This is a genomic window from Pseudalkalibacillus salsuginis (genome assembly GCF_021646685.1).
Lineage (GTDB): Bacteria > Bacillota > Bacilli > Bacillales > Fictibacillaceae > Pseudalkalibacillus > Pseudalkalibacillus salsuginis.
This window is the reverse complement of sequence record NZ_JAKJHW010000011.1, coordinates 19531-35495: the sequence shown is the minus strand read 5'-3', so window position 1 is coordinate 35495 and position 15965 is coordinate 19531. Positions and strand designations below refer to the sequence as shown.

At 41.9% G+C, this 15965-nt stretch carries 15 protein-coding genes; 7 read left to right on the top strand and 8 right to left on the bottom strand.

Annotated features, from left to right (window positions below):
• Positions 1-64: 64 nt before the first annotated feature.
• The gene (locus L1611_RS18795; RefSeq protein ID WP_236315251.1) at positions 65-703 is read left to right on the top strand and encodes a TetR/AcrR family transcriptional regulator; all 639 of its coding nucleotides are present in this window, start codon (positions 65-67) and stop codon (positions 701-703) included.
• A 514-nt stretch (positions 704-1217) separates the two neighbouring features.
• Here the strand turns inward: L1611_RS18795 and L1611_RS18790 are convergent.
• The gene (locus L1611_RS18790) at positions 1218-1814 is read right to left on the bottom strand and encodes a Type 1 glutamine amidotransferase-like domain-containing protein (protein WP_236315250.1); all 597 of its coding nucleotides are present in this window, start codon (positions 1812-1814) and stop codon (positions 1218-1220) included.
• 209 nt (positions 1815-2023) lie between these two features.
• Here L1611_RS18790 and L1611_RS18785 point away from each other — a divergent pair, with 209 nt between their 5' ends.
• Positions 2024-3574, top strand: a complete 1551-nt coding sequence (locus L1611_RS18785; protein WP_236315249.1) for a hypothetical protein — start codon at positions 2024-2026, stop codon at positions 3572-3574.
• An 89-nt stretch (positions 3575-3663) separates the two neighbouring features.
• Here L1611_RS18785 and argH read toward each other — a convergent pair whose 3' ends face one another.
• Both argH and L1611_RS18775 read right to left on the bottom strand, forming a co-directional pair.
• Positions 3664-5052, bottom strand: a complete 1389-nt coding sequence (argH, locus tag L1611_RS18780; protein ID WP_236315248.1) for an argininosuccinate lyase — start codon at positions 5050-5052, stop codon at positions 3664-3666.
• On the bottom strand, positions 5045-6280 hold the full coding sequence (locus L1611_RS18775) for an argininosuccinate synthase (RefSeq protein WP_236315247.1): 1236 nt from the start codon (positions 6278-6280) through the stop codon (positions 5045-5047). The genes argH and L1611_RS18775 overlap by 8 nt, the downstream gene beginning before the upstream one ends.
• A gap of 476 nt (positions 6281-6756) precedes the next feature.
• On the opposite strand from L1611_RS18775, the gene L1611_RS18770 reads away from it, so the two are divergent.
• Positions 6757-7512: a SurA N-terminal domain-containing protein gene (locus L1611_RS18770; protein WP_236315246.1), complete on the top strand. Its 756-nt coding sequence runs from the start codon at positions 6757-6759 to the stop codon at positions 7510-7512.
• A 216-nt stretch (positions 7513-7728) separates the two neighbouring features.
• Here L1611_RS18770 and L1611_RS18765 read toward each other — a convergent pair whose 3' ends face one another.
• The gene (locus tag L1611_RS18765) at positions 7729-8778 is read right to left on the bottom strand and encodes a FecCD family ABC transporter permease (RefSeq protein WP_236315245.1); all 1050 of its coding nucleotides are present in this window, start codon (positions 8776-8778) and stop codon (positions 7729-7731) included.
• Positions 8775-9785 carry a FecCD family ABC transporter permease gene (locus tag L1611_RS18760; RefSeq protein ID WP_236315244.1) on the bottom strand — a complete coding sequence of 337 codons (1011 nt, stop codon included), beginning with the start codon at positions 9783-9785 and terminating at the stop codon, positions 8775-8777. Before L1611_RS18760 ends, L1611_RS18765 begins: the two co-directional genes overlap by 4 nt.
• 168 nt (positions 9786-9953) lie before the next feature.
• On the opposite strand from L1611_RS18760, the gene L1611_RS18755 reads away from it, so the two are divergent.
• Positions 9954-10931 (top strand): ABC transporter substrate-binding protein, encoded by a 978-nt coding sequence (locus L1611_RS18755; RefSeq protein ID WP_236315243.1) that lies wholly within the window; start codon positions 9954-9956, stop codon positions 10929-10931.
• 389 nt (positions 10932-11320) lie between these two features.
• Here L1611_RS18755 and L1611_RS18750 read toward each other — a convergent pair whose 3' ends face one another.
• Genes L1611_RS18750 through L1611_RS18740 form a run of 3 tightly spaced genes read right to left on the bottom strand, consistent with a single transcriptional unit; the run spans position 11321 to position 12630 of the window.
• Positions 11321-11863, bottom strand: a complete 543-nt coding sequence (locus L1611_RS18750; RefSeq protein WP_236315242.1) for a GNAT family N-acetyltransferase — start codon at positions 11861-11863, stop codon at positions 11321-11323.
• 24 nt (positions 11864-11887) lie between these two features.
• Entirely contained in the window at positions 11888-12217 is a 330-nt protein-coding gene (locus L1611_RS18745; RefSeq protein ID WP_236315241.1) for an ArsR/SmtB family transcription factor, read from the bottom strand.
• Between the two features lie 5 nt (positions 12218-12222).
• Entirely contained in the window at positions 12223-12630 is a 408-nt protein-coding gene (locus L1611_RS18740) for an SRPBCC family protein (protein ID WP_236315240.1), read from the bottom strand.
• A gap of 143 nt (positions 12631-12773) precedes the next feature.
• On the opposite strand from L1611_RS18740, the gene L1611_RS18735 reads away from it, so the two are divergent.
• The 3 genes from L1611_RS18735 (at position 12774) to L1611_RS18725 (ending at position 15882) form a co-directional block, all read left to right on the top strand.
• Positions 12774-13460, top strand: a complete 687-nt coding sequence (locus L1611_RS18735) for a response regulator transcription factor (RefSeq protein ID WP_265738518.1) — start codon at positions 12774-12776, stop codon at positions 13458-13460.
• Complete coding sequence (locus L1611_RS18730) at positions 13457-14557, top strand: sensor histidine kinase (RefSeq protein WP_236315239.1); 1101 nt, start codon at positions 13457-13459, stop codon at positions 14555-14557. Before L1611_RS18735 ends, L1611_RS18730 begins: the two co-directional genes overlap by 4 nt.
• A gap of 137 nt (positions 14558-14694) precedes the next feature.
• On the top strand, positions 14695-15882 hold the full coding sequence (locus tag L1611_RS18725; RefSeq protein ID WP_407681753.1) for a cell wall-binding repeat-containing protein: 1188 nt from the start codon (positions 14695-14697) through the stop codon (positions 15880-15882).
• Positions 15883-15965 lie beyond the last annotated feature (83 nt).

Below are 15965 nucleotides of genomic sequence, written 5' to 3'. Positions count from 1 at the left end.
ATATTGTTTATTTTGTATTCTAATTCGGTATAATGGTGTATGTAGAGAAAGGAGGGTCCTTTTTGTGAAAAAGGCAGCAAGTATTGAAAAATACATCGAAAAGATAAAACCGATTATAAGAAAAACCAAGTTTAGTCAACTAAAAATAGATGATATTGCAAGGTATATGGATATTAGTAAGGCAACACTTTATAAGAATTTTTCTACGAAAGACGAGATTATACAGGTAGTGGTAGCGCATTATATTGACTACCTTTCTGAAGCCGATACTATTGTTCAAGATGAAAATATCTCATTTATCGAACGTTTCCAGAAAACGTTTGAACAATCGTTGAAATGTGTCATCTATGTATCTGATTTATTTTTAAACGATCTCAAAGAATCCTATCCGTATTTGTTTGAGAACCTTGAACTGGCCCAACAAAATCGTAACAAAAACCTAGAAGCTTTCTTTAAGGCCGGTATGGATCAGGAGATATTTAACCAGATAAATGCTGTGTTGTTTATGGTTCAGGATGATGCTGTCCTTCGTCGTATTATGGTACCTTCATTTTCCATAAAGTATGATCTTACATTAAAACAAGCACTTATGGACTTTTACCAATTGAAAAAGTATCAGCTGTTTAAATCGGAATATCTCGATACAGTTGATGATTCTGTTATTGAAAAAGAAATTGTTCAAACCCTGTCTACAATCACATAAACAAGCATCTGTTGAAGGATGAAAACCCTTTTATGTAACTAAGTAAAAATTTGTGAGACCAATGAATTTTTAATCTCCGATAATAAAGATTAGAGGCCATTAACACCAGGAATTAAAGGTGTTAATGGCCTCTAAGGGTTTACGAAAAAGGATTTTTTCTCCGCTAATGTCTAATGTAGAATTACAGGTATCTTACAGTTACGTTATTCCAGAATATGGCCCGTTTGCGGAACAAAAAAATTTTAATAAACTTTATTATAAATTATCAGAATTTATTTTAAATCAACATATTAAACAGATAATCTCGAGTATCAAGAAAAGCGCAAACGCCCTGATCAGCCACGAAGGTCACTGGAAGTCCGACGAGGAGGCTCGAACCAAACAAAGTTCGGTTCTGCGTGGGTAAAAGCTTCGACCTAAATCAATGTGTCGAACGTTACAGGAGGTCTGAAGTGATCCAAGTGGGTGGGGGTTGGAGCTAGACACTTTAATCGAAACAAAGAAAAGACTTGCCTCAGATTTGGCCAGCCCTTTTAACATTTCCATAACAACTCATTTTATCGTTTTCGATGATGATCCCCGCCTGATCATCACATACATAAAGGGGAATGAAGGATTGGTCTGCGAAGCTCTTTACAGCTATTACATCAGAGACCCTTTCGCTAAAATGCGGCAGAAAATGTAACGGCGCAAGTTCCAATGCGTTTAAGTCGGATAACCCCACCTCGTTTGCATCTAAAAATCGGGCAACGGCAATGGTCGGAGACATCACCATTGCGCCAGCACTTACACCGATCAGCAAACCGCCTTTCTCCACAAAGTCCTTCAAGAAGGAAAGCAGTTCCCTCTTTCGGAGATTCTTCAAAAAATAATATGTATTTCCACCAGATAAATAGATCGCATCACACTGCGACAATGTTTCTAATTGTCCAGGTTTGTAATCCCCATCAATGTCAAAGTAGCGGTACTCTTGAAAACCGAACCGATCCAGATGCTGTTTCGCTCGATGAAAGTAAAATTTCGTTGGATCGTATTGGGATGGGATATACCCAAGCACGGGCCCCTTTTCTAAAACAAGATGACGGATCCTATTCTCTAATTCTCGACTCAAGGTGCTTATCAATATTGCTTAACATGACTAGACTGCCCATACAACTAATCTCCCCCTCTTCCTTCCATTCTCTAACTTTCTTCCTCCATCATCGGATCCCCTTCAGTTCAGGTGAAATTTCGGTAAAAATGAAACTATTACTCTTATAACCCGTATGATACGATGAACAAGCTTATACATATTTTGGAACATCTAAAGGGGGGATTGTGGTGTTTCAGCATATAAAAAGAAAACGTGCCATTTATTTACCGGTCTTTCTTCTCATAGTTTTGATCGGGCTGCTGACGTTTCACCACGCGATAAAGGTAAGGGATCTGGCACCTGATGGCTTAAGCCGTAATACTGAAGTTACGGATGGAGCTATAGGAAAAGTGTTGACTGCAAAAAAAGTTGGGAATGGGTATGATATCCACTTCAATGAAAATGGCAAGCTGACAAATCTTAAAGTCAATGAAAACCTTGAAGTGACAAATAAACAATCACTTCCGGTCCAGCTTAATTTAAATGCTTCCATCTGGGCAAATCATGACGAAGCCTACTACCTTGAAGATAAAGAGCTGGTCTATTTTGATGGAAAAAAAGAGCAGACAGTTGATACAGATATAGACGGGTTTGAAGCATCGACTGAAAATCTCTACTATTGGAAAGAGGACAGAGTTTACACAATTGACCCAGCCACTAACTCTTCGCGTCAGCTCTTACAAACAAGCGATCCTATCACTAAACTGTCTACTAGTGAACAAAAAGGGCTTTTTGCTGTCATAAGTAAAAAGGAACAGTATACAACCGAAGTTTCTGTTTATAAAACGGATAAAGGTAAGGCTAAAAAAATACAGGCATTCAACATTGATTCCATTAGTGGGGAAAATGTTAAAAACATTGATATCGCAGAAAACGAGGATGGGCTTCATCTCATCTATCAAACCGCCCAATCCCACGGAGGAACGATCATTGTCAGAGGGCATTATTACCTGTTCACCACTCCACATGAACAACCAGCATTTGAAGAGATCAAAATCTATGATACGTTTACGAAGAGTAGACAAAGAGTAATCGGAAATTTGGACCTGATCATGACGGAAAGAGGGCCGGAATTATTTTTATCCATAAGAGGCATGATCAAACCGAAGAATGAAAGCTGGAACGTTTATAAAGCTATTCCTAAGGATGGTAAATGGATCGCAAGCCACATCAGTACTTCAACCTCTGTATCAAAAAACCATGTCTATGTAGATGAGGGTGAACTATTCTGGCTGGATACTAGAGGAAAGGATTCTAAAATCATGGCTGTTTCCGATAATCCATCCTTAGTCGAAAAAGCCGAAACTCTCCAAGCTTCAGATTGGATTAATGGGTTTTACACGGGCATGGCGAAAGTGCCTTACGGATTGATTCTTTTGTTAGTTGCCATCATTTGGCTTGTACCGGCTACCATTTTCATATTCTTTGTATCCTTCTGGAATGAAGATGCGATTGAACATAGCCGGAGCTGGGTCCGGTACGGTGCAATCGGTCTATTCACCCTATTCCAATATTTCTTGCTGCAACGATTCTTCACCCCGGTGTTTGAAGCTTACTCACCGATTTACCTATCGTTCCAAATGTACTCAATCATCGTTCCGATCGTCCTTGTCCTAATAAGCTGGTTCTTTACGCATCTGGTAAGGAAAACGAATTGGAACTTCTATCAAGAATTTGGCTGTTTTGCTTTGTTTCACACGTTGATGATCATCTTTTTGATTTCACCTTACACGATTTAATAGGGGATTTAAGTGCTTTTGTTGTGATTCTTTTGATTCTAGAAGGAATAGGAAAAGGGTTGGCCTACACATATGGACCAACCCTCCATTTATACCTTTTCAACGCTTTTAAGCTTTGATTCAGCAAGCTCAATCTGTTTCCGGACTTCGGCTTGAGCCGTTCCACCAGTACTGCTTCTGGCTGCCACAACATTTTCTGGTGCAAGAACATCATAAATATCTTCCTCGAATAAAGGACTGAATTGATTATAAACGTCCAGCTTGAGATCTAAGAGATATTTTTGCTCTTGGATTGCATGGAGGACGATCTGCCCGATGATGGCGTGCGCTTCTCGGAATGGCAACCCTTTTGTAACAAGGTAGTCTGCCAGATCAGTTGCATTGGAATAGTCTTCCTTCACAGCTTTTTGCATAGCTCCTTTGTTCACCGTCATCGTTTCGATCATCGGTGCTAACAGTTTCAAGGAACCGTCCAATGTCTTGACTGTATCGAACATCCCTTCCTTATCTTCCTGCATATCTTTGTTATACGCTAATGGTAAGCCTTTCAGGACGGTCAACAATCCCATGAGATTTCCATAGGTCCGGCCTGTTTTTGCCCGCAGGAGCTCAGGAACGTCTGGATTTTTCTTTTGCGGCATGATGCTTGAACCGGTACAGAACGAATCATCCAATTCAATGAACCTGAATTCCTGGCTGGACCAGATCACCATTTCTTCAGATAAACGGGAAATATGTGTCATGAGGATTGATGCGATCGATAGGAACTCTAATATGAAGTCACGATCGCTTACCGCATCCATACTGTTTGGATAAATGGCATCGAACTCTAAAATTTCAGCGACCCTTTCCCGATTGATGGAGAATGTCGTACCAGCCAAAGCTCCCGCTCCAAGTGGAAGGACGTTCACCCTTTTCAAGCTGTCGATCAGTCGTTCCTTATCTCTTTCAAACATCCAGAAATAAGCCATCAGATGATGAGCAAAGGAAATCGGCTGGGCACGCTGTAAATGCGTATACCCCGGTAAAATCGTATCCACATTAGCTTTGGATTGTTCCAATATCGATTGTTGGACCAGCTCGACTGATTGGATCAGTTCTGTCGTCTTCTTCTTCAAGTATAAATGCATATCGGTAGCAACCTGATCATTCCGGCTTCGTCCAGTATGCAGCTTTCCACCGACGCTGCCGATCTCATCAATCAAGTGCTTTTCGATATTCATATGGATATCCTCATGTTCCACTGCATATTCAAGCTCATCATTCTCGATTTTCTTCTTCAGGGTTTGGAGTCCGCCCTTGATCTTATCTGCTTCCTCCTGTGTAATGATGTCGCACTCAGAAAGCATCTGGACATGGGCGAGACTGCCCTGGATATCTTCTAATGCAAGCAGTTGGTCGAATTCAATGGAGGCTGTGAATTCTTCAACAAGCTCATTCGTATCTTTCGTAAAGCGTCCCCCCCAAAGCTTAGACATAGGATTTCTCCTTGCTGTACACCTTAAGGTTCGGTTTGGTATTCACTTCTGCATGCACTTTTGTTGACAGCCCCCATAATTTGATGAAGCCGACAGCTGCATTATGATCAAAGAGATCGCCTTTAGAGTAAGTCGCAAGCTGTTCATTATATAAACTGTGGTCTGACTTGCGTCCCACAACTGTCGCGTTTCCTTTATGAAGCTTGATTTTAATTTTTCCACTCACAAATTTTTGCGTTTCATTGATGAAGGCATCCAATGCGGAACGTAAAGGTGAATACCATAATCCCTCATACACAAGCTTCGCCATCTGTTGTTCAATCTGTGGCTTGAATTGGGTGACCTCACGAGGGAGTGTCAAGAATTCCAACTCTTTATGCGCCTGGATCAATAATAACGCTGCGGGATTTTCGTATACTTCACGCGATTTGATTCCGACAAGACGATTTTCAATATGATCGATTCTTCCATATCCATGTTTTCCACCTATTTCGTTCAATGTTTCAATCAACTCGACAATAGGTGTTTTTTGGCCATTCAGAGCAACTGGTACACCCTCTTCAAAATCGATTTCAAGGTATTCCGGTTCATCTGGGGTCATTTCGATCGGATTGGTCCAATCAAACGCATTCTCTGGTGCTTCTGCCCATGGATCTTCCAATACTCCAGCTTCACAAGCACGTCCCCAGATATTTGCATCAATTGAAAAAGGATTGTCGAGGTTGACCGGAATCGGGATCCCTTTCTCTGCTGCATATTGAATTTCTTCGTCCCTTGTCATTCCCCATTCTCGTACAGGCGCAATGACCTGTAAATCTGGGTTCAAAGCTTGAATGGAAACTTCAAATCGAACCTGATCATTTCCTTTCCCTGTACAACCGTGGGCAACTGCTATCGCACCTTCCTGTTCAGCAACTTCCACCAATAATTTCGAAATAAGAGGACGGGATAAAGCCGAAGATAATGGATACTTCCCTTCATACAGGCAGTTAGATTTCAATGCCGGCAACAGATATTCCTTTGCAAGCAACTCCTTCGCATCAACTACGATCGATTTGATTGCACCAACGCTCAGTGCTTTGTTCTTGATTGTTTCTAAGTCTTTCCCTTCCCCTACATCCAATCCGAGTGCAATTACGTCATAACCGTATTTTTCTTGAATCCATTTGATTGATACAGATGTATCCAACCCACCTGAATACGCTAATACTACTTTCCCTTTGCTCATTGCGTTCCACTCCCTGTTGTGTATTTTTATTTATTTTAATGTATGTTTATTCACGATCAATTGATACTAAATTACTTTATTTCGATAGGAATGTCAACACATATTCAGAAAGAAATTTTGAAGAAATTTTGAAGACGATCTAGAAACATAATCGAATACTACAATATCGTCTAGATTTACTCCCTCCGTATCCCTTATTCAAAGAAATGTCGAGAATCAATCCATCATGTAAATGGCGGGCATTCCCGGCATCCTTTAATGAAAAACAACCTCATATGGTTTTACTTTTTACGGAACTTGTACTAACATAGGTGACCAAATGTACTTTCATTTGGTATAAGATTTTTCTTTTTGTAAAATCTACCATATGGGACCAAAAAGCTCCCCCTTGTTCGAAGATTGTAAAATGAGGGGTGTAAAAGTTACCTCAGCTTTCAAAATGAGGAATATCAATTAGCCTGAAAGGGGAAATTTCCTTGCGAAAAATCATGTACACAGCTTTAGTTGCCGTGTTTGTCCTGGCCCTGGCAGCATGTGGTGGCAATGAAGAGAGTAAAGGTGACGAAAAAAATAAGGATAAACAACAACAAAATAACAAAGATAAAGAAAAAACTGAACAAATGGAAGAAATGCAGAAAAAGATGGAAAAACAGCAGGTTGATGAAGATAAGGTCGTTGCACAAGTCAATGATAAAGAAATCAAGGGAATCGACTACAACCGGGCATTAGGTCAGATGCAAATGCAGTATCAGCAAATGGGGCAAGACCCTACTTCAAAAGAAGTTGCAGAACAACTGAAAAAACAAGTTGTCACCGGCCTTGTAGACTTTGAAGTAATCATTCAAGAGGCCGAATCCAAAGGCTATAAAGCTTCCGAAGAAGATGTGAACAAGCAGATCGATGAAATCAAGGGTCAATTCGATGATGAAAAGAAGTTTGAAGAAGCATTGAAGACGAACAAGCTGACTGAAGACCAATTGAAAGAACAGATCGCGGATCAAATCCAGTATGAGACTTATGTCGAAAAAGAAATACCAACAGATGAAGTATCAGAGGAAGAGATGAAGAAGTATTATGATCAGATGAAACAGGCTCAAGGTGATCAAGCTCCGAAGTATGAAGAGGTGAAAGATCAGCTTAAGCAACAGGTTCAGCAACAACAGCAGCAAGAAAAAGTAGCTCAAAAAGTGAAGGAATTGAAGAAAGACGCTGAAATCAGCGTAAAAATCTGATAACAGCGAAAAAGAAGAGCTGTCCCCATGTCATATACATGTCAGGGACAGCTTTTTTTGTTTCGAAACCATTAACGGGTACCAGAGACCTTATTGGCTTAAAATCCATGATAGGTTTTATTTTTTACAAATAGCAGCTTTAGATTTTTTATACATAACATATCCCCGCATGCCTCGGGAGCAAGCTGGGGATCATTTTGAATCTGCAGAATCATATCATAGGTTTCTCGAACGGTAGAGTAAATAAATGAAGTATGGAGCCCCTAATGCAGCCGTGAAAACTCCGGCTGGCACTTCTAATGGTGCAAATGCTGTTCTGGCGATGAGATCCGCCCCCATTACAAGTAACGCGCCAACTAATGCTGAAGCTGGAATCAACGCACCGAAAGAAGATCCTACAAGCTTACGAGCAATGTGCGGTGCCATCAAACCTACGAACCCGACACCCCCTACAAATGCTACGGCTCCTCCAGCAAGTGCTGTACTGAAGAGTAAGAGGACAAGTCGATCCTTTTGAACGACACTTCCGAAGCCTCGCGCAAGATCTTCCCCAAGCTCCTGTATATTCAGCCTGCGCGCATACATCCAGACGAATAACAGGAAGAGGAGCACCCATGGTGTAAGCGTCTTGACCTGATTCCAGTTCGCACCATTGACACTGCCTGTTATCCAGATTTGGGCTTGTGTCGCCAGGTACAGTGGACCGAATAAGATCATCATATTCGTAAGTGCCTGCATAGCTGCTGCAAGGCCGATCCCAATCAAAACGAGCCTTACCGGATTCACACCATTTTTCCACGATAAAATGTATACTAACAAACCAAGTACTGAAGCACCGATGAACGCAGCAAATGGCATCCATTGGATACTTACAGTCACCTCAGTCCCGCGGCCGCTGAAGATTGTCAGAAATGTGACTGCTGCCAATGATGCGCCGCCGGTGATTCCGATGATATCCGGCGAAGCCAGTGGATTGCGGATGATCCCCTGCAGGATGGCACCAGAGACAGCTAAAGCCATCCCAGCAACCAGGGCTAAGAGGATACGCGGCAGTCGAAAGGATTTGATGACAAGTTCATTCATCGACTCACCCATCCCGAGTAGGGTCCTTACTACGTCAACGGGATGGATTTTCATTTGACCCATGCTGACACTGAAAATTAATAGGGCTAAAGTAAGAATAGCTAACAGCATGATGCAAAGGACAGCCTTTTTATCTACTAAATAGGAGAACCATTTCAATCGTAAGGGTTGGTATTTATTCATAGCTTATTCAACCCCCTTCTAGCTATATAGATGAAGAATGGCGTCCCGATAAGTGCTGTCATCACACCGACAGGCACTTCCTTCGGCATGATGATGTATCTTGCACCGATATCAGCAAGTAACAATAAGATCGCCCCTAACAACCCGCTGTACGGGATGATCCATCTGTAATCGATGCCGACAAGCCCCCTGGCGATATGTGGAATGACAATCCCGATGAAACCGATCGGTCCTGCAATCGCAACTGCAGAACCAGCAAGTAAGACGATTACGACTGCTGCACTGATTTTAACAAGGGCTGTATTTTGTCCTAGCCCTGCTGCGACATCGTCCCCCATGGAAAGGGTGTTCATCTGGCCAGTAATCATCAAAGATCCTAGCCATCCGGCGATGAGGTACGGCAGCATTGCAGTAAGTATGCCAAGCTTCCGTCCTTCAATGGACCCTGTCAGCCAAAATAGGACCTCTTCTAACGCTTTTTCATCAAGTGCCAGCATACCCTGGGTCAATGAAGCGAACATCGCTGCCATTGCAGCTCCCGCTAGCGTCAACTTGACCGGTGTAAGGCCGTCCCTTCCTAAAGAACCAAGAAAATAGACGATCAATGAAGTAACCATAGCGCCAAAGAAGGCAATCCAGGCAAATTGATGAATGGAAGAAATAGAGAAGAGCGTCACTGCAAGGACAATGAAAAACCCAGCCCCTGCATTGATACCAAATATGCTCGGGGATGCTAACGGATTCCTTGTGATTCCTTGCATCAAAGCCCCTGCGATCGCAAGGCTGGCACCTACTGCAGCACCGATGAGTGCCCGCGGCACGCGGCTCTCCTGTATGATAATATGTGCGTTTGACCCATCGAATTGTGTGAAGGAAGCGACAACCATCCCCCAATTCACACTCGTATAACCGTATACTATACTGCACCCGATGAAAAAGACTACGAGGAGTATACCCGTAATAAATCCGATCCACTTTTTCAAATTAGTACGCAAAAGTTCCCTCATATGTATAAACCTTTCCTAATAAACATTCCTATTTAAGTCTATTCTTGTATTTATCAACTGTCAATGATAATCATTATCATTTTCCTGTTGACAACCGGTTTGAACAGTTATAAACTACTAGTTGTGAATGAGATTCATTATCAATAAACTGTTTAGGAGGATATACATATGCAAAAATGGAAAGGCTTTAGCTTATTTGCAATCATGTTAGCATTCGTTGTTGCATTGGCAGCATGCAGTGGTGGATCCGAGGAAGGGTCTGAGGATAAGAAAGAGGGAGATAACGGGGAAAAATCCGAATCTACTTTTAAGGTTAAACATGCAATGGGAGAAACAGAAGTCCCTGAAAAACCTGAAAGAGTTGTCATCCTTACGAATGAAGGAACCGAAGCACTTCTTTCAATGGGAGTAAAACCAGTCGGAGCCGTTCAATCATGGTTAGGTGACCCTTGGTATGACCATATTGCTGATGATATGGAAGGCGTTGAAGTCGTCGGAACAGAAAGTGATATCAACCTTGAAGCAATCGCAGCATTGAAACCTGATCTGATTATCGGGAACAAGATGCGTCAAGAAAAGTTCTATGATCAATTAAGTGATATTGCTCCAACTGTGTTCTCTGGTGAGTTACGCGGAGATTGGAAAATCAACTTCGAATTATATGCTAAGGCATTGAATAAAGAAGAAGAAGGTAAGAAGGTATTAGCTGAATTCGACCAGCGTATTGAGGATATTAGGGAAAAACTGGGAGACAAGGTGAACATGGAAGTATCCGTGGTCCGTTTCTTAGCTGGCAACTCACGGATCTACTATAAAGATTCCTTCTCTGGGGTCATTTTAGAACAAATCGGCTTTAAGCGTCCTGAATCTCAAGATAAGCCAGACTTCGCTGATGAAGTGACGAAGGAACGTATTCCTGATATGGAAGGTGACATCCTCTTCTATTTCACCTATGAAACTGGTGATGATGAAGCAACAAAAACAGAAGAAGAATGGACAAGCGATCCACTTTGGAAGAACCTTGACGTTGTAAAAGAAGGAAATGCACACCGTGTAAGCGACGCAATCTGGAATACTGCAGGCGGAGTAAAAGCTGCCAACCTAACATTGGATGACATTGAAAAATACTTTGAAATTGAAGAATAAAAACGAACGTGCAGCCCATCAGCGGTTGCACGTTTTTTTATGCTAATCCCCCTGCTTATCGATTTTCACACATATACAAATAGCACTAATGTAGGAGTTGAATCATCTAAAGTCCAATAAAGTTTAAACCTTAGAGCTTGACTGTCATTTTGGAGCGTGTTGAAGCATTTTTCGATTTGAATGGCGTATCAATGTGGCATAACAACCTGCAAAGTATAGCCACTTGATTAATTGCGCGGTTTTCAGAAAAGATTGCACCAGAATTAAAATTAATTGCACGACTCTCAAAAATGTTTTCATCAAAAGCAGCATATTTGCACCACTTCCAATAACAGTCCTCCAAATGAGCAGATAAACAAGTGCAGCCCTTCATGGGTTGCACTTGTTCCTTAATCATTTGGGTTGATGATGGCAAGTACTTGGTGATCCTCCCACTTCCCGTTAATTTTTACATTTTTCTTCGCGATGCCCTCTTTATGGAATCCTGCTTTTTCCAAAACACGTATCGAACCAATGTTGTGAGGCATGACTCCTGCCTCAATCCGATGCAAATGCAAATCCCCGAATGCATATTTGACCACTAATTTTGCGGCTTCTGTCATATACCCTTTCCCATTATGCTGCTGATCGAGGAAATAGCCGATAAAGGCACTCTGAAGAGAGCTGCGCAATACTTGGAACAGATCAATGGTTCCGATTAACGTTTCAGCCTGATTAAGGTAGATTCCGAAATGGTATCCAAGATCCTTTTTCCTGTTATCTTCAAACTGTCGGAGTCTCTCAATCTGCCCTTCCACCGTATAATATTTCTCTTCTCGTATCATAGAATAGCGCTTGAAAAAATCCTTATTCCTGACGTTCAAATCAAGAAGTGCATCGACTTCTTCTATGTGTATTGGTCTAAGATGGATCCTCTCCCCTTTAATTAACATGGCTTTATCCCCCTATTCATTCGTTCAATGATCTGAATCGTCTTTCTCCACATAATGCTTAAGCATATTGATTTTGTTTTCCCAGAACTTTTCATAGTAAGCGAGCCAATCTTTGACTTCTTTCAATGGTTCCGGATGCAAATGATAGATTTTGTTCCTTCCAGACTTCCTTCCGCTGACAAGGTTAGCTTCTGAAAGAATTTGTAAATGCTTTGAGATCGCTGTACGACTCATATCAAAATGATCGGTCAATTCATGTAGAGCTCGATCATTTTGCGCAAGAAGCTTCAGTAATCTCCTTCTTGTCGGGTCCGCTACTGCCTGGAAAACATCATGATTTGGAGCAGTCGACATCTTCCTTACACCTCAACATATTCCTTGAGTCTTGGGAGGACAGCCTCTCTCCAACCGTGATCCATCCGTTCACGTATAACAGCATACGATTCGCCCGTTTCCGTAACCTTCTTTTCATCCCAGCCGGCGTGGATCAAAGTGAACTCTGTTTTTCCTTCAAGCTCCTTCAGCTCAAATGTAACATGCCAATCCTCGCCCCATGTAAAACTAAGTCGGTTAGGCGGTTCCAATTCCGTTACCCTACATGGTGAAATGCCATAAGGGGTATGTAACGAAAATTCATGCCCCATTTCAGGTTCGAAATCATTCGGCATAAACCATGCAGAAATCCCCTCTGAAGATGCCACTGCTTTCCATACCTTTTGAATCGGTGCATTGAATAAAGATGAATGTTTAATCGACTCTACTGCCATATTATAACCTCCTAAATACGAAACCTTTTGGTGTCACGTTTAATTATACGAAACCTTTTGGTTACATGTCAAGCTGGTAAATTGCTTGTCTGCGAACTTTAAAATAGAGTTAAAGAAAAAGAACCAACTCAAGGAGAGTCATTATGAAACGAATCCTGATCGTAGATGATGAAAAGAAAATAAGAGACGTCATCGCTTCTTATTTCCAAAAAGAAGGATACGAGACTATAGAAGCCCAATCTGGTAATGAGGCTTTGGAGACCATCCAACGCACCTCTGTAGACTTCCTCGTACTCGATTTAATGTTACCTGATCGCTCTGGTGAAGAAGTCTGCCAGATGATTCGACGGGAACAATCCATACCGATTCTGATGTTGACAGCGAAAGTAAAAGAGGACGACATGATCCACGGCCTCTCACTGGGTGCCGATGATTACATGATCAAACCTTTCAGTCCAAGAGAGTTGGTTATGCGTGTTAAAACCATCCTCAGGCGTACCTATCATGATCACCTTCTGGCAGATCAGATTTCCTACGGTGATCTAACTATTGATCAGACAAAACAGACTGTAAGGGTCAAAGGTGAAGCCCTCTCATTGACACCGAATGAATTCAAGCTGCTCGTCGTCCTCGCCAAACACCCTGGACGGACTTTCACACGGGATGACCTGATAGAAAAGGTTTTGGGATTTGATTTCGAAGGGGATACGAGAACCATCGATCAGCATATCAAAAACTTACGTTACAAAATCGAAGAGAACCCAAAAAAACCAACTTATATTACTACCGTTTACGGAGTCGGGTATAAATTCACAGGAGGAAACCAGTGATTAAAGGATTGCAACGCAGGTTGGCGATCAGTTTTTTTATCGCCACCTCTTCCATACTCGTGATTGCCAGTTTAATTATTATGTTCGAAATTCATTACCATTTTGAAATGGCTCAAAAAGAGACTTCAGGCTCTCATCACTTGCATACGATCAATTTTCATTTGGAGAAAGCTATGCTCTCTTCCATCGTTTGGACTTTCATTGGTTCGCTCTTCCTGGTTTTCATCGTAAGCTATTTTGTGGCGAAAAAGCTATCTAACCCATTGGTACAAATGAGGCATGCTGCAGAACGGATGGCAAATGGCCATTGGGAAACCCGTATTCATATGAAAAACAAAGATGAAATAAGCGAGCTTGCCGATTCATTCAATCATCTTGCTCAACAACTTGAAAAACAAGATAGGTTGCGTAAGAATATGACGGCTGATATCGCCCACGAACTCCGCACACCGTTAGCCACTTTAAAAAGCCATATGGAGGCATTTGAGGATGGGATATGGGATCCTACGAGAGAACGTTTAGGTTCATGTACGGAAGAAATAAATAGGCTGATACATCTTGTCAGTGATTTAGAGCAGTTGAACAGCATGGAAGCCCCTGAATTTGAATTGCATTTAGAGCGTGTACCCATCGAAAATGTCATCAATCAAAGCATGGATGCAGTGTATAGTGCTTTTATCCGGAAAGACATCACTTTGTCTAAGGAAAGGATCAAGGATGTATGTGTGTATATGGACCAGCAGAGAATGATACAAGTCCTTATCAATTTATTGATGAATGGTTTAAAATACACACCACCTGGCGGCAAGGTCACTGTCACAACCGAAGAAAAAGGCCGATCCATACTTATCGCTGTTAGGGATAACGGCTCTGGCATGAACGACGAATCGATCGAGAGAGCTTTTGAACGGTTTTATCGGGAGGACCCCTCAAGAAATCGTCAATCTGGCGGCAGCGGGATCGGGTTGGCAATTGTGAAACGCTTAGTTGAGGCTCATGGCGGTCAAGTTGGAATCGATAGTAAATTAAAGGATGGTACGACTGTATATGTACAACTGCCCATTTCAGATCAAGATTCCTTCACAAGTTCTTCATAATCATTTAGTAAAATTATTTTCAAACGTAATTGATTAGGAGGTCTGAAATGAAAGCATCTTATTTGAAACCACTGTTGATTGGCATCATCATTCTCGTAATAGCAGCCTGCAGCAATGCTCCGGACAATCACGAGGGAATGGATGATAAAGAAAACAATCAACATAGCGGCCAACACGATAATCATGACTCTGATAAAAGCGAAGAAGATGATTCAGGGAAAAAGGTTACAGCACCTTCAGCATTCAATGATCAAGCTGAAGATAATCTGTTGGTGGAGAATACAAAAAATGTTACAAGACTGAATACAACCGATCCATATGAAATGGCAGTCATGACCTCTCAGACCGTATGGCCATCGACCCATAAAGATAATCAACCAGGCACAGTCATCTTAGCTCCGATTAAGGACTGGGCCATTTCCTTGGCGAGCGCCAATCTTATCCATCATCCAAATAATGGGCCCGTCCTTTTCATCGATAACAACCAAATACCAGCAATAACAAAGAATGAGATCGAACGTTTAAACCCAAAAGGAAATATGGATGGAGTAGAAATCATGGTTATGGGGGATGTAGAAGATGCTGTCATAGACTCACTTGATGGATATGAGGTGAAACGGTTCCAAGAAAATGATCCTGCAGGCTTTGCAAAAGAAATCGACCAAGCCTATGCCAAAATGAATGGAGAATACCCAGATAGTGTCATTATCGGCTCTCATGAAGAAAAAGGACGACTGTATACGACTCCTGCAGTCAATTGGATTTCGCACATGCCTGAACCCCTGCTTTATGTATCCGATAAGGGGGTTCCAGAAGCAACAAAACAAGCCTTAGAAGAAAGAAACGGCAAAGCGAACATCTACTTGTTAGGCCCTGAATCGATCATTTCCAAAGACACCGAAAAGGTTTTGTCCGAGTATGGAAAGGTGACAAGAATCAGCGGGGAAAACCCGGTAGAAAATTCAATCGCTTTTGCTCAGTTCAAAGATAAAGCTACAAAATTCGGGTGGGGTTTGACAGATCCTGGCCATGGCGTTTCCTTCGCTTCAACATCCAGTCCTGATTTAGCTATAGCGGGGGCTCCTTTCGCCCATTTAGGAAAACACGCGCCAATGGTATGGTTGGACGAAGGCGAATTGAATCAGGTACATTATGATTTCTTCACGGATATCAAACCAACTTTCGAAGATGATCCTACAAACGGGCCATATAACCATGCTTTTTTGTTAGGTAGTCAAGATGCTGTTTCTTATAGGATTCAAGGAATCATAGATGAGAAGCTGGAAATTGTCCAAGCTGGCGGCGAAGGACACGAAGGCCACTAGAACCGGGGGGCTGGCCCAAAACAATAGTGTCAGACACCACCACACAACATGTTGTTTCAAAAACACACTTTTTTCTCAAAATG

Excerpts from the sequence above, each read along its gene's own strand:
- L1611_RS18775 (WP_236315247.1), bottom strand. The coding sequence starts at position 6,280 with ATGAGCAAAGGGAAAGTAGTATTAGCGTATTCAGGTGGGTTGGATACA.
- L1611_RS18735 (WP_265738518.1), top strand. The coding sequence starts at position 12,774 with ATGAAACGAATCCTGATCGTAGATGATGAAAAGAAAATAAGAGACGTC.
- L1611_RS18745 (WP_236315241.1), bottom strand. The coding sequence starts at position 12,217 with ATGTCGACTGCTCCAAATCATGATGTTTTCCAGGCAGTAGCGGACCCG.
- L1611_RS18755 (WP_236315243.1), top strand. The coding sequence starts at position 9,954 with ATGCAAAAATGGAAAGGCTTTAGCTTATTTGCAATCATGTTAGCATTC.
- argH (WP_236315248.1), bottom strand. The coding sequence starts at position 5,052 with ATGTCTAAGCTTTGGGGGGGACGCTTTACGAAAGATACGAATGAGCTT.
- L1611_RS18750 (WP_236315242.1), bottom strand. The coding sequence starts at position 11,863 with ATGTTAATTAAAGGGGAGAGGATCCATCTTAGACCAATACACATAGAA.
- L1611_RS18740 (WP_236315240.1), bottom strand. The coding sequence starts at position 12,630 with ATGGCAGTAGAGTCGATTAAACATTCATCTTTATTCAATGCACCGATT.
- L1611_RS18725 (WP_407681753.1), top strand. The coding sequence starts at position 14,695 with ATGGATGATAAAGAAAACAATCAACATAGCGGCCAACACGATAATCAT.
- L1611_RS18765 (WP_236315245.1), bottom strand. The coding sequence starts at position 8,778 with ATGAATAAATACCAACCCTTACGATTGAAATGGTTCTCCTATTTAGTA.
- L1611_RS18760 (WP_236315244.1), bottom strand. The coding sequence starts at position 9,785 with ATGAGGGAACTTTTGCGTACTAATTTGAAAAAGTGGATCGGATTTATT.